We start from the raw sequence: 14,976 nt of genomic DNA, 5'->3' as shown, positions 1-14,976 counted from the left end.
AGCATATATTTAAAAAAATGCAGCGGCAAATGCCGCTGCATTTTAGTTGATAAATACTTCGTCAATGAACACCCATCCCCTTTCACCCTTGCCGCGATGCCAGGGTGGTAATTTGGTTACCGGCCTTGCCACCAGTTTCAACACACTTATTTTTTGTTTTGCGAAAGCAAAATCAAATCCGACCATATAGCCCGGCACCTGCTCTTTTGGCTGAACGGGATTCAATCTACCCAATAACTTCAATCCGGATGCATTGGCACCTCCCCATACCTCCAGTTGTTGCGCAGGCATAATGTAATTCCCGATATCCACGATCGTACTGACGGATATCCCGGAAAGCTCAGCAGGCTGATTGAAATAGAGCAGGGCAACCATATCATTGTCCTTATAGCCCAGCCATTTTTCTGTCCGGAAATTCAGGTCACCTTTCTCCCCATCAGCAAGGGTCTTGCCACCCGAACCTGCGTAGGACGCAGCAGGTTTGGCCACCAGGCTAACACTATCCGGCCTGAAGCCTGTCTTATAATAATTTTTTGATGCCACCTCACTGCTATACCATCCCGGGAGGAAAGCTTTCGCTTTCAATACACCCGTACCATTGATCAGGATACCGTCTTTATACAGCGGGGAGTTGATACTATCAGGCTCCTTTCCATCCAGCGTATAGCGTAACTGAACGCCATTCACATAATGCTTAAGGATAATGGTGGTAGGGCCCGTAAGGACCTGCTGCTCCCCTTCAATGATCGGCGGGTTCAATTTAACCTTAATGGTATCACCTTTGAATCCCATTTCAATGCGGGTATCAGGGAATTGCTTTGCCAGCAGATCCAGGTCCTTTTCCTGCACACCGGTATTCCAGGCATATATAGTGGCTAATTTTTCAAGGCCCTTCAGTTGTGCAATATCAGCGGGCTTGACTGCTGTACCGGAAAGGGACAATTGACGAAGGTCTTTCAAGCCAGATAAAGCTGAGAGCCCTGCTCCGGTGATCTTTGTAAAGGAAAGGTTTAGTTTGCGCAGGTTAGTGAAATTGCCGATCAATTTCAGGTCCGCATCGGTCACCGGCATCTTTGCCAGGTTCAGGCTGACCACCTGTGTTTTTACTTTCTCTAACTCCTTCAATTGTTCAGGCTTGAAGAATACCGGTCCAAAAAACTCCACATTCAATGCCGGCGATCCCAATGCCAGGGGATTCACTACCCGGTAATCGGTGTTCAATTCCTTTATCAACGATTCCTTTGCCGGCTCAAATGAATAACTATCCTGCTCAGCTGTTGTGAAGAATCCTGCTGCGATCATGCGCAGGGTATCGGTTTCAGGCAGATCAATGATCCTTTGGGTAAAACTGGCACCTCCCTTGATCCAGTAATAGATCGCTTTCTCTTCCTCCTCCGTTAACTGGGCTTTCCCCTTGGGGGGCATATGCTCTTTAGCATCGAGCGGCAAATGGATCCGTTGCATCATCAGGCCAAAATCCTTTGCTGTACTATCCCATAGCCTCCCGTTTTTTCCACCTTTCAAAAGCAGGGCCTCCGTTTCCATGATCAGTTCCCCTTTTGCCTTTCTGTTATTATGGCAACTCACACATTTGTCTTCAAGTATTGGCTTGATCAGGTGGGTATAAGCAATAGCATCTTCGAGCAATACTTTTGGATGGTTTGATGCCATTACAGGCGCAAACAAAAAATCTGACCCATGGGTGATATTGGCACCCAGGTGGCCCGCCACCGCAACTCCCCCCATTGCAATCAATCCGGCAAAGGTCGTTGACAACTTACGCTTTCTTATTGACGACCTCGAAGCATACCAGATCAAACTAATGACAGCACTTCCTACACCGGTCCATTTATGGTAAACAATGGCGTCCTGATCATACCCCACTTCCCTGGAAAGGAATAACCCCATGAGGGCAGCCAACACTCCTGTGAAGGCGGAACCTAATAAGAACCAATCACCGGCTTCCCTTAATATTGCGTAATCCTTCCGGGTAAAAAACAATTCCCAGACAAAAGCCACAAGCATTAAAACAATGGGAAAATGCACTGCCAAAGGGTGAAACCTTCCGGTCACCTGTAACCACAACGGCAATTGCATTTCACTACCAAATACTACCAAAAAGATCAAGAGGCAGTTGAGGGCAATACAGGTATTGAATAAGACCCGCTTCCAGTCTGTTGTCATGATTAATACAGTTTTATTTCATCCAGGAATATCCAGCTGCGCTGCCCTTTTCCGGGATGCCAGTCAGGGATCTGCTGCAATACAAATAATTCCAATCGGACCATATCGGTTTTAACGGGTTGGTCAAAGGACAAAAGGAAGGGCTTACATACACTAACATCCTTCCCTTCCCTCGGCTGCCATTCCATTTGCCCGACTTTTTGTTCCGACTCCGTAGCGTAATCTAGAGCATACACTTCTGCCCTTGCCGGAAAGAATATCCAACTGCCCTGGTCCTGCAAAAGGTCAAGCAATATGGCACCAACTGTTTCAGGCTGCGCCAGTTTAACGGTCAGGCTTACCCGATCATCTTTCCAGCCCATCCAGGTCTTGCTGGTATACGCAGTGTTACCGCCTTTGTTATCATTCAAGGACTGCCCACCTTCCCCGGCATACTGCGCAAAAGGCGCGGTACCGCTAATGGATGCGATTCGCAGCCCTCCTTTGATAAAGGTTGCTTCCACTACATCCGAAGGCTGGTATCCCTTGCCAAACACCTTCGCTTTTACAGTAGTATTATGTTCGGTGATCCTGATCGGGGATCGGTATTCAGGGTCCTGTTGCGTGGGCACTTTACCGTTAGTAGTATAATGGATGCTTGTCCCTTTCTGCGCGAACAACAAACCAACACTTGTTTCCTTCTCAAAAAAGACAGAAGGATACTTCATAAAAGGTGGTGCCAGTTGGAACTGGTCCTGGGCCATTGCTGCCATTCCTGCCATGCAATAGCACAACGCTATGAGCCATTCCTTTTTCATGCGATGGGTTCTAGTTTATAGGGATAGGTTTTGCCGGAATTCCACTGTGCCACATAAAGGTTTTCCTCATCATCAATGCAAACATCATGGGGATACTGAAAGGCCTTGATGGTCTGGTACATCTCTTCTGGCCGGCCATTCTGATAGGAAGGCTCACTGCCTGCAAGATTGGAAACAACTTTATTGTTCCTATCCAATATGGTCACGAACCCGGATCCTTGTCCCTGGCGGCTGTTCGACTGCAAGACAGCAGCATAGAGGTAATCACCTTTTATAACCGGCCGGCATACCCATGCCCCGGGTAGTTCTATGGTATCCTTATACACACCTTCAAGCGTATAGCGTTTAAAGGCATTATGCTGACGGGAACTTACGATCACCAATGGATTGGAGCGATCCCTGTTATCAATGCATACGCCATGTGCATTCAGCAAATGCCCGGCCCCTGTTCCCCTTCCCCCAAAATGGCGGATATACTTTCCATTGGCATCATACTGGATCACCAGGTCCTTGCCATAACCATCCGCGACATAGATATCACCGTTGGGTGCAATGGCGGTCTCTGTTGGGACATACTCTTCGGCCTTGGCATACATCCCGGTTTCCCTGGGATAATCCAATACCATCAGGACCTTGCCATTGATAGTGGTCTTGATCACCTGGTGACGGTTGTTATCACAGATGAACAATACATCCTGCCCATTCTCATTGAACAATGTTAACCCATGTGCCCCCGGGTATTCATTCCCCCAACTGTCCAGTAATTTCCCCTGCTTATCATACACCAGTACATTGTTACGGGTTTCATTGGTCAGCAAGAGGATTCTTCCCTTGCTGTCCTGCACCATTTCATGGCAATCATTCACCGGGTAGCGGCTGATATCTGCCTTACTCCAATGTGTATTGATCTTATAGCGCTTGTTGTTCTGGCCCAGCACTACCTGTTCTGCAGAAAGATAGTGAGGCACCACCAAAGCTCCCATTCCCGCCAGTGCGGTATTCCTGATAAAGTCCTTGCGATGCATCCTGATGGTTTAAGGGTTATAACGAAGAGGCTTATGCGATAATATCCTTTACAACCTTACCGGCTACATCGGTCAACCGGTAGCGGCGGCCAAGGTGCTTATAGACCAGCTTCTCATGGTCGAGTCCCATCAGGTGCAGGGCTGTTGCATGGAAGTCGTGGATATGCACGGGGTTGGCAACGATATTGTAACCGAACTCATCTGTTTCGCCATAAACGCCGGGCTTAACGCCGCCACCGGCCATCCACATGGTGAAACAACGCGGGTGATGGTCGCGGCCATAGTTTTCCTTCGTGAGCGGCCCCTGGCAATAATTGGTCCGGCCAAACTCACCGCCCCAGATCACCAATGTTTCATCCAGCAATCCCCGCTGCTTCAGGTCTGTGATCAGCGCGGCGGATGCCTGGTCGGTATCCAGGCATTGCCCCTTGATCTCGGAGGGAAGGTTATTATGTCCATCCCAGCCCTGGTGGTACAATTGTACAAAACGGACCCCGCTCTCAGACAGTTTCCTGGCCAGCAGGCAATTGGCTGCATAGGTTCCGGGCACCAGGCAATCGGGACCATATAACTTAACGATATGTTCGGGTTCCTTGCTTAGGTCGGTCACTTCGGGTACTGCCGTTTGCATACGATAGGCCATTTCATATTGCTGCACTTTCGCTTTGATCTCTGGATCGCCGAACGTCTCAAAACTGCTTTCATTCAGCTCTGCCAGTTTATCCAGCATATTACGCCTGTCAGCTTTGTCCATACCATCCGGGTTGTTCAGGTATAATACAGGATTTTCACCACTGCTGAACTGCACACCCTGGTGAACAGAATCCAGAAAACCATTGGTCCAGAGCTTGGAATACACACCCTGCCCATTGCCTTTTCCTTTCGATAACAGCACGCAAAATGCAGGAAGGTTCTTGTTCTCACTGCCCAATCCATAGCTCAGCCAGGCCCCCATACTGGGACGGTTACCCACTTGTGCACCTGTCTGGAAGAAGGTCAGTGCAGGGTCATGATTGATCGCTTCCGTATAAAGGCTCCTGATGATGCAAAGGTCATCCACCACTTTGGCGGTATGGGGAAGCAGCTCGCTTATCCATGCCCGGTGTTGTCCATATTGGTTGAACTTGAACATGGATGCCGCCAGCGGGAATTTGGTCTGGTCAGCGGTCATACCTGTTAAACGTTGGCCCATCCGAACTGATGCAGGGAGGTCTTCCCCGAACATCTTTTCCAGCGTGGGCTTGTAGTCGAACAGATCGAGTTGTGATGGTGCCCCATTCTGGAACAGGTAGATGATCCGCTTGGCCTTGGGAGCAAAATGGGGAAGACCGGCCATCACCATTTCTTCCTCAGCCCTGCTGCCAAAAAGGTCAGGAACCAGCAAAGATCCCAATGCCGCACCACCGATCCCCATTCCCAGGCTGGTGAGGAAGCGGCGACGATTCATGCTTAAGCCGTATTCAAGGAATTCCTTTTCCATAATAACTATGATTTAGTGATGGCTTCTTCCATGTTATAAATAGTGGTGATGACTTTCATAAGTGCCACGGAACGATTGGCATCGGCGCCTTTCACCTGTGGCCACTCCCCTATGCCAAGGAGTTTTTCCGGGGCTAGTTTACCAGAACTGTACAAAGCCAGTTCCTCCTTAAAATACTTGCCCAGGATATCCATCTCTTTGGTTGAAGGCTTACGGCAGAGGATAGCCCTGAAGGCAGTGGTGATATTGGCTGCATCATCAGTGGACTGCACCACCAGTTGCTGCGCCAACACACGGGATGCTTCCAGTACGGTGGGGTCATTCATCATCACCAATGCCTGTAAAGGGGTATTGGTACTGGTCCTCTTTACCTCGCACTGGTCACGGTTGCTGGCATCGAAGATGATCATGGATGGCGGGGGAAGGGTCAGCTTGATGAAGGTATACATGCCTCTCCGGTACAATTCATTCCCATGATCCTGCTTGTAGGTAGCCAGCACTCCCCTGCCGGATGTTCCCGCTTCCCACAAACCTTTTGGCTGGTAGGGCTTCACACTTGGGCCACCAATTTCCTTATTCAGCAAACCACTGCTCCCCAAAACTATATCACGCACGAACTCTGCTTTTACCTTGGTGCGTGGGGCTCGGGAGAGATAGATGTTCTCGGGGTCGCGCTGCAATTGCTTTTCTGAAACCCTGGCCGACTGCTGGTAGGTTGCCGAACTGACGATCAGTCTCACCAGACGTTTGATATCCCAGTCATGCTCCATAAAATCCACTGCCAGCCAATCCAGCAGTTTGGGATGGGAAGGCAGGTTGCCTTGCATACCAAAGTCGCCCGTCGTTTTTACAATACCCCTGCCAAAGAACTCCTGCCAGAGTTGGTTCACGAATACCCTTGCAGTAATCGGGTTGTTCCTATTTACCGTCCATTGCGCCAGGCCTAGCCTGTTGCGCGGCAGCTTGAGGGTATCGAAGGGCAGTACCGCACGCAAGGCGGATGGCTGAACCACTTCCCCCCGCTGGTCATAAACACCGCGGTTAAGGATATAGGTGGGACGGAGGGTATCACGTTCACCCATAACCGAAACCATCAGGCTACCGGTATCCTTCTTATTGATGAAACCCAATACATTCTTTACCTCTTCATCTGTAAGGGTAAGAATGGGATTCTTGGCAGGTTTGGAAATATTCACATCCCCTTCGTAGCCTATTTCCTTCGTATTATTAAAAAATGCGAAGAGCTGGAAATAATCCTTTTGGGAGATAGGGTCATACTTGTGGTCGTGGCATTGGGCGCATTCGGCAGTTAAGGCCAGTACGCCCTTGGTATAGGTTTTTACTTTATCTACCAGGTATTCCACCCGGTATTCCTCATCGATCACCCCACCCTCTTCCGTATACTTGTGGTTACGAAGAAAAGCGGTGGCCAGTATCTTTTCCTTATCGGCATCCGGCAACATATCACCAGCCAGTTGCCAGGTGATGAACTGGTCATAAGGCATGTTCTTATTGAAGGCATGGATCACCCAATCGCGATAAGGCCACTGGGTTCGGATATTATCGTCCTGGTAGCCATAACTATCCGCATACCGGGAGACATCCAGCCAATGCACGGCCATCTTCTCACCATACTGCGGACTGGCCAGTAACTGGTCCACATATCGTTCATAAGCGTCGGGACGATTGTCTGCCAGGAAGGCATCCACCTGTGCCGGTGTTGGCAACAAGCCTGTGAGGTCCAGGGTCACCCGCTTCACCAGGTATTCCTTACCGGCGGCTTCATTGGGACTCAATCCCTGTTCAGCCATCTTCTCATAAATGAAATGATCAATGGCATTCCTTGGCCATTCCTTATCGGCCACCTTTGGAAGGGGTGCTTTCTCTGGACGGGTAAATGCCCAATGCGGTTCATACTTAGCCCCCTGGCGGATCCATTCGGTAAACAATTCCACCTCACGCTCCGTCAATGCCCCGAGATGTGATTCAGGTGTAGGCATCACGTAACCCGGATCAGTGGAGGTGATGCGTTTGATCAGTTCAGACTGTTCCGGTTTTCCTGGCACGATGGCAAAAGCCCCTTTGGTTTCCCTCAGCGGCGCATAGGCAAACTCCGGATGGTCCAGCCTCAGTCCGGCCTCCTGTTTCTTCTGGTCGGGTCCATGACAGGCAAAACATTTGTCGGAAAGGATGGGACGGATATCGTAGTTGTAGCTGATGGTCTCCGGTATGGCAGCCTCGTTTCCCGAACTGTTGGAGGCGCAGCCCACCCACACAGACATGCCGCTGATGGCAACAGCGATCAGCAGGATAATTCTTCCTTTCATTGGCGCAAACGTTAGGTTACTAAATTTACGAATTAGCACTATTGAAAAATCGATTTAGCAAAATGATCCAAGTTCTTGTTAAAAAGGGTTAATAACTCCGACCTGATCAAAACCCATTCGCCTTCCGAACAACAACTTATCGCTATAAACTCCTTTGCATCAATTGATTTTATTGATGAGTAGCCGGGCCTTTTCAAGCCACCCGCTCCAGGTCAACAAATAGGGCAGCAGCCCCAAACAAGGCAGCCAGCTCATTATCTATTGAAACCAATACATCAGGCACAACCTCTGCCTTCTTCAATTCCTGTTGCAGCGACAACAGGAAGAGGTCGGCCGAAATGGAAATCTTACCACCAAGCACCAGGCTTGCCGGACGAAAACTATTGATCCAAGGCCTCAACACTTCCCCAATGGCAATTCCCATTTGGTGGAAACATTCCAATGCGGCCTTGTCACCGCTCCTTGCCCTGTCTGCTATTTCCTTTGCATTCGGCAGTTGTATACCAGTCAGCTGGTGATAGGCATTCACCAGGGCACGGGTAGAAATATAATCTTCGGCTATACCATCCCGATAGGGAAGGTAATACAACTCCCCTCCCTTGGTCACCCTGGGGTCATCGGTGAGCACTAGTCCATTCTCAATGAAACACCCCCCCAGTCCCGTTCCCAGGGTCATGGCGATCACCCTTTGCCTTTGCAGGGCGGGAAGCCGAAGTACCTCACCCTTGCCAAAACAGGCCGCATCATTTTCAAATAATATGGGAAAGGAAAGGGAGAACCCTAATAAATTCCTAAGCTCTTCCCTGATATTCACCCCGTAGAAATGTTCATACTTATCCTGGTCCTTTATCCAGCATATCCCCTGCTGGTAATCAAATGGACCTGGCATACAGATCCCGACCCCTTCCAGTTCATGATCACCAGACCATGCCATGGCATGGTTAATGGCGTTTAGCCAGTGCTGTAAGACAGTATCCTTTGGAAGGTTGGAATCAAAATATTCCCTGGCCAAACTTCCTTCCACCACTGACCTTTCACCAAGGTCAATCAGAGCGGTGGTTACATGTGTTCCCCCAACATCAATGGTCAGGATCAGTTGTTTTTTCATCAGATAGATTTAAGGCTTAAGATTTGTGGGTATTGCTGGCTGGTATGCAATACCAGTTCACCAAACAAGGTATTTGCCCAGGCAAACCATTTCCTGGTGAATTTACTGGCATCATCCTTATGGAAGGATTCATGCATGAATCCTGTACCACCATGGGTGGACTTCAAATAATGCAAACACTGGCGGACTTCTTCTCCCGTTGTTGCGGTCAATCCACGCATGGTGATGCTCAAGGGCCAGATCATGAACATACCAGCATGGGGTCCTCCAATGCCTTCAGCTACCTTCCCTTTGAAGAAGAATGGATTATTCTCCGAAAGCAACAGTTTCCTGGTATTTCGATAGATCGGGTCAGTGTTCTTAACAGCATTCAGGTAAGGCAGTGAAAGCAGGCTGGGCACATTGGCATCATCCATCAGGTTGAAGCTGCCAAATCCATTCACCTCATAGGCGTACACTTTACCGAACTGCTGGTGATTGATGATAGCAAATTGTTGCAAAGCCTTCTCCACTTCATTGGCCAGGGCAGTACACTCATTGGCCAGCTGGGTATTCTTGTGGATGGAGTTCAACATTTCTGCTGCCTGGCGAAGGGAAACTATAGCGAAGAAATTGGCCGGCACCAGGAAGGGATAAATAGTGGCATCATCGCTGGGACGGAAGATGGAGCAGATCAGGCCCACCGGCTTCACAGGATAGCCATAGCCGGCAAGGGGTACGCCATCTGTTGCCCAGGCTGTGGTGCGCTGGAAGGTATAAGGACCATCGCCGTTCTTGCGTTGTTGTTCTTTGAATGTCTTCACGGTCAGTTCAATGCTCTTCACCCATGCGGTATCAAAAGGGCGTGTAACCCCCGTGGTCTTCCAGAACTGGTGTGCCAGGCGGATGGGATAACATAATGAATCGATCTCCCATTTCCGCTCATGGATACCGGGTTGCATAGTGGTGAGGTCGTGCTTCCATTCGCTCTCCTTCTTTACATCCTTGTAAAAAGCATTAGCGTAAGGATCAAGGATAATACTGTGCTTCTGGCGATTGATCACCCCTTCTATCAGTAACCTGAGTTTGGCATCGCCCTTCACCAGGGGCAGGTAGGGCCATACCTGTGCCGTACTATCGCGCAACCACATGGCATCAATATCACCCGTGATCACGTAAGTATCCGGTACACCATTCGGCTCCTCATATTCAACCGTTGTATCCAGGGTGTTGGGGAAACAGTTCTCAAACAACCAACCCAGTTCAGGATCAGCGATTTGCTTTTTTAACCGTACAATGGTGGCCTCCACAGCTTCACTGGTGAATTTCCTTTCTGCCAACGGAGGGCGCTTCGACTCATAACCCTGGGCAGAGAAGGCAAATGCCCCCGACTGTTGCAGGAACAAACCGGTTGCCAGTGCCCCTGTATGCTGAATGAATTTTCTTCTCGATTGCATGGAATTATTTTTTGGTTGAATAGGAATAGGGATAAGCGGATGCATCAACACCACGTTTTTTATTGGGAATCGAAGCCATCCTGAAATCAAGGCTGGCACCCTTTAACAGGTCGAAATGGCTGATAAAGTTCTTGTCGTATTGACGGCCATTCCAGAAAAGCGTTTGTACATATTTGTTAGTAGCTGAATTCGCAGCGGCATTGATCAGGACCTGTTTGCCATTCTCTAGTTGCAGGGTGAGTTTCCTGAAAAGTGGGGCACCCAACACGTATTGGTCGGTTCCCGGACATACAGGATAAAAACCCATAGCGGAAAAAATATACCAGGCAGAGGTCTGGCCATTGTCCTCATCCCCGCAATAGCCATCCGGTTCAGGCTTGTACAGGCGGTTCATCACCTCCCTGGTCCAGTATTGCGTCTTCCAGGGTTGTCCGGCATAATTGTAGAGGTAGATCATGTGCTGGATCGGCTGGTTGCCATGCGCATACTGGCCCATGTTCATGATCTGCATTTCCCGGATCTCATGGATGGGGAATCCATAATAGGAATCATCAAAAGCGGGTGGCATGCTGAAGACAGAATCGAGCATGGAAACGAATTCCTTCTCCCCGCCCATCAGGTTAATGAGTCCCTGGATATCATGGAATACACTCCAGCTATAGTGCCAGCTATTCCCTTCAGTAAAAGCATCCCCCCATTTGAATGGATTGAAATTGGGTGAGAAACTTCCATCCTTCATCCTGCCGTGCATCAACTTGAATGCAGGATCGTATAGGTTCCGGTAATTGAGCATCCGTTTTTCATAAAGCGCGATCTCCTCCTTAGGACGGTTCAGCGCCTTGGCCAACTGCCAGATGGTAAAATCATCATAGGCATATTCAAGGGTACGTGCCGCGTTCTCGTTGATCTTGACGTCGTATGGAACATAACCCAATTCATTATAGTACTTCACCCCCCTTCTTCCTACTGCATCCATCGGGCCTTCACTATTTGCGCCATGCAGCAATGCCTTATAAAGGGTTTGGATATCATAACCCCGCAGGCCTTTGAGGTAGGCATCTGCCACTACCGATGCAGAGTTATTGCCTACCATCACATTCCGGAATCCCGGGCTGGACCATTCAGGAAGGTAACCGCCCTCCTTATAGGCATTCACCAATCCTTCCTGCATCTCCACATTAATGGATGGATAAAGCAGGTTCAGCAACGGGTACAGGGCCCTGAAGGTATCCCAGAAGCCGGTGCCGGCATAGAAATAACCAGGTAACACCTCACCTGTATAAGGACTATAATGCATGGGTTTCCCGGCCGCATCCAGTTCATAATGCTTCTGCGGAAAACATACGGTCCGGTAAAGGCAGGAATAGAAGGTCCTGAGTTGCTCTGTAGTTCCGCCTTCAGCCTTTACCCTGCCCAGCACCTTGTTCCACTCTTTCTTAGAAGCATTGACAGTGGCATCAAATCCCTGGTTGCCCACCTCATTCACCAGGTTCCGCTCAGCCTGATCCAGGCTGATGAAGGAAGAAGCTACTTTCACATGGACAGGCTCTCCTTTCCTGGTGGAAAAGGCCACTACTGCTCCTGCATGATCGGCCTTCATCTCCAAGCCACTTTTCACCAGAACTGAATCATGCCAGGTATGGGCTTGCGAAAACGATTTATCAAATTGCAAAACAAAATAGTTCCTGAAGTTGGCGGTAACCCCTCCGCTGTTACGGGTGGTATAGCCAACAATCTTCCTTTCCGCAGGAAGGATCTTTATATAGGATCCATTGTCAAAAGCATCCACCACTATGAAAGCGCTATCGGTTGTAGGAAAACTGATCCTGAACTGTGCGGCCCTTTCTGTGGCGGTAAGTTCCGTGGTCACATCATGATCGGCCAGGTAAACGCTATAATAATGGGGCTTCACCACCTCTGCCTTATGACTGAACCAACTCGCCCGTTTGTCCTGGTTGAACTGTAGCTTACCCGTAACGGGCATGATGGAGAACTGGCCATAATCATTCATCCAGGGGGAAGGCTGGTGGGTTTGTTTGAAACCCCTGATCTTTTCTGCAGTGTATACGTAGGCCCATCCATCGCCCATCTTACCGGTCTGGGGAGTCCAGAAATTCATCCCCCATGGCCTTGCGATGGCCGGATAGGTATTCCCGTTAGAAAGGCTGAATAGGGATTGCGTTCCCATGAGCGGATTGACCAACTCAACAGGATCAAAGCCATTAACCTGCGCTTTAATTCCCGACACCAGTGATATCAACCCTGCCAATAGAATTCCTGGTCTTTTCATATTCGTATTTTCAGATTGTCAATTTTATTTTTCATCCATTGAGTCAAAAAACAATACCATTACAACCGGGTATCATCCCGGCCGGTCCTCTTTCCTTACGCCCCATTGCTTATTTGGCGCAGGGCCCATATACAAGGTCAACTCCCCTCCACTCCTGATCATATCGTGGGTAATATAGGTTTTCGAATATTCCTTACCGTTATATTCAACTTTCTGGATGTACTTATTCCCTTTACTATTGTTCTTAGCTATTATGGTGAAACTTTTGTTGCCTCCCAGCCTGATGGTAGCCTTGTCCATCAACGGGCTTCCCAATACATAGGTCCCATTGGCAGGATTAACCGGGTAAAAGCCCATGGAAGAGAAGATGTACCAGGCCGACATCTGCCCAAGGTCTTCGTTACCACAAATCCCGTCGGGTTTTGCAGTATAGAAGGTATCCGCGATCTGCCGAACCAGGGAAGCGGTCTTCCATTGTTCGCCGGCAAAGGCATAGAGATAGGGAATATGGTGGTTGGGCTCATTACCTTGGGCATATTGGCCGATCAAGCCACTGATATCGGGCGATGCATCCTTACCCATATGACCGCTCACTACAAATAGGGAGTCCAGTTTATTCGTGAAAGCCTTATCCCCGCCGAACAACCCGATCAGGCCATGGGGATCATGGGGAACCAGCCAGGTGTATTGCCAGGCATTGCCTTCCACATAATCATCCTTACGATGGGAAGAGGAAAAAGGATCGAAAGGTTCGCGCCATTGTCCATTCGCCAACTTTCCCCTCATGAATTGCCTGTTTGAATCAAAGTATTGCTTGTATAATTCAGCCCTTTTAGTGAAGTAGGCATAGTCATCCTCCTTGCCCATGGCCCTGGCCATTTGTGCCACACACCAATCGTCTATCGCATATTCCAATGCATTCGCTACGGATTCAAAAAGGCTGTCTGCCGGGATATACTTCAACTGCTGGATATAGTTCATGCCATCACGTTGCTGCATGGCTGTTTTCCTTATTGCCTCATAAGCCAAAACAGTATCGTAATCCCGGAATCCCTTGAGATAGGCATCTACCATCACCGGGATGGAATGATTCCCGTTCATGGTATTGGTCTCATTACCCATCAGGTGCCAAACCGGCAACCTGCCCTGTTGCTGGTAAATGGCCAGGAAGGTCTTCACCATATCATTCACCCGCTCCGGCTGCGTAATGGTATACAATGGATGCAGGGCCCTGTAGGTATCCCAAAGCGAAAAGGTCGTGTAATTGGTAAATCCGGCTTTGGCATATACCTTTTTATCTGTACCGAGGTAATCACCATTTACATCATTGAAAACGGAGGGAGCGAACATGCTATGGTACATGGCCGTATAGAAGACCTTCTTCGTCTGCCCATCTGCGTTGAAGCTGATCCTCGACAAGGCTTCATTCCATTTGGACTTTGCAGCAGCTTTAACTAGGTCAAAACTGCGACCGCCCATCTCCTCTTTCAGGTTAATGGCCGCATTGGCCTCACTTACCGGCGACAAGGCGATCTTCATTTCCAGGGGACGATCCTTCTTCACTGCGAACTTCAGGACAGCCTTTAACTTTTCACCGTCCAATTGCTCCCCGGCCTGGAGGGTATCACCCTTATAAATACCGGCTGAAAGGATGGGCTGGGAGAATACTGCTGTAAAATAGATGCGCTGGTCAGTAGCCCAACCGGTGGAATATCGATAACCGGCAATAGTAGAGTCATTCAACTTTTTCACACCGGCCTTCACCGTCTTGTCCCAACCCACACCATAATCAAGATTCAATAAAACATTGGATGTATCGTCCTGGGCATAGTTGTACCTGTGGTAACCACCCCGCTCGGTGGCAGTCAGCTCTGCCGTGATCTTGTACTTTTCCAGGAACACCTTATAGTAACCTGGCTGGCATTCCTCCTTATCATGGCTAAAGGTAGACAGGTAACCTTCTTCCAAATTATCCTTTGTCCCTTCATTGAGGTAAAGTTTCCCGGTTGTTGGCATCACCAGGATATCATTCAGGTCACCGATCCCTGTACCACTGAGATGCATATGCGAAAATCCAACTATGGTGTTGCTGCTGTAATTGTAGCCACTGCACCAGTCCCATCCTTCAAAAATATTGGAAGGCCCCAATTGCACCAGGCCGAAGGGCAGATTGGCCCCAAGGAAAACATGGCCATGTGCGGCCGTCCCGATAAAGGGATCCACATAACTGGTCAGGTCAGGTGCATCAACTTCTTTTTGATGATCACCACAGGACGTAACCAGTCCAAGAACCAATACAGAAAAACTTGCTCTGAGCCAACTAACCATT

General features: G+C 49.1%; 9 protein-coding genes. All 9 read right to left on the bottom strand.

Going from position 1 to position 14,976, the window contains the following annotated elements:
* Positions 1-42: 42 nt before the first annotated feature.
* The gene (locus KJS94_RS02070) at positions 43-2,184 is read right to left on the bottom strand and encodes a DUF2231 domain-containing protein (RefSeq protein WP_214447095.1); all 2,142 of its coding nucleotides are present in this window, start codon (positions 2,182-2,184) and stop codon (positions 43-45) included.
* A gap of 2 nt (positions 2,185-2,186) precedes the next feature.
* The gene (locus KJS94_RS02065) at positions 2,187-2,981 is read right to left on the bottom strand and encodes a chitobiase/beta-hexosaminidase C-terminal domain-containing protein (RefSeq protein WP_214447094.1); all 795 of its coding nucleotides are present in this window, start codon (positions 2,979-2,981) and stop codon (positions 2,187-2,189) included.
* Positions 2,978-4,006 (bottom strand): 6-bladed beta-propeller, encoded by a 1,029-nt coding sequence (locus tag KJS94_RS02060; protein WP_214447093.1) that lies wholly within the window; start codon positions 4,004-4,006, stop codon positions 2,978-2,980. The genes KJS94_RS02065 and KJS94_RS02060 overlap by 4 nt, the downstream gene beginning before the upstream one ends.
* A 31-nt stretch (positions 4,007-4,037) precedes the next feature.
* The gene (locus KJS94_RS02055; RefSeq protein WP_214447092.1) at positions 4,038-5,486 is read right to left on the bottom strand and encodes a DUF1501 domain-containing protein; all 1,449 of its coding nucleotides are present in this window, start codon (positions 5,484-5,486) and stop codon (positions 4,038-4,040) included.
* Positions 5,487-5,491: 5 nt separating this feature from the next.
* On the bottom strand, positions 5,492-7,813 hold the full coding sequence (locus tag KJS94_RS02050) for a PSD1 and planctomycete cytochrome C domain-containing protein (protein WP_214447091.1): 2,322 nt from the start codon (positions 7,811-7,813) through the stop codon (positions 5,492-5,494).
* A 193-nt stretch (positions 7,814-8,006) separates the two neighbouring features.
* A complete protein-coding gene (locus tag KJS94_RS02045; RefSeq protein ID WP_214447090.1) occupies positions 8,007-8,921 on the bottom strand; it encodes an ROK family protein in 915 nt (304 codons plus the stop codon).
* Positions 8,921-10,357 (bottom strand): glycoside hydrolase family 125 protein, encoded by a 1,437-nt coding sequence (locus KJS94_RS02040; RefSeq protein ID WP_214447089.1) that lies wholly within the window; start codon positions 10,355-10,357, stop codon positions 8,921-8,923. Before KJS94_RS02040 ends, KJS94_RS02045 begins: the two co-directional genes overlap by 1 nt.
* 4 nt (positions 10,358-10,361) lie before the next feature.
* A complete protein-coding gene (locus tag KJS94_RS02035) occupies positions 10,362-12,647 on the bottom strand; it encodes a GH92 family glycosyl hydrolase (RefSeq protein ID WP_214447088.1) in 2,286 nt (761 codons plus the stop codon).
* 72 nt (positions 12,648-12,719) lie between these two features.
* Positions 12,720-14,975 (bottom strand): GH92 family glycosyl hydrolase, encoded by a 2,256-nt coding sequence (locus KJS94_RS02030; RefSeq protein WP_214447087.1) that lies wholly within the window; start codon positions 14,973-14,975, stop codon positions 12,720-12,722.
* Position 14,976 lies beyond the last annotated feature (1 nt).

Origin of the sequence: Flavihumibacter rivuli (assembly GCF_018595685.2) — a bacterium.
In the GTDB taxonomy this organism is placed as follows: Bacteria; Bacteroidota; Bacteroidia; order Chitinophagales; family Chitinophagaceae; genus Flavihumibacter; species Flavihumibacter rivuli.
Note: the sequence above shows the minus strand (reverse complement) of the source record. Positions and strands in the feature narration are given on the sequence as shown.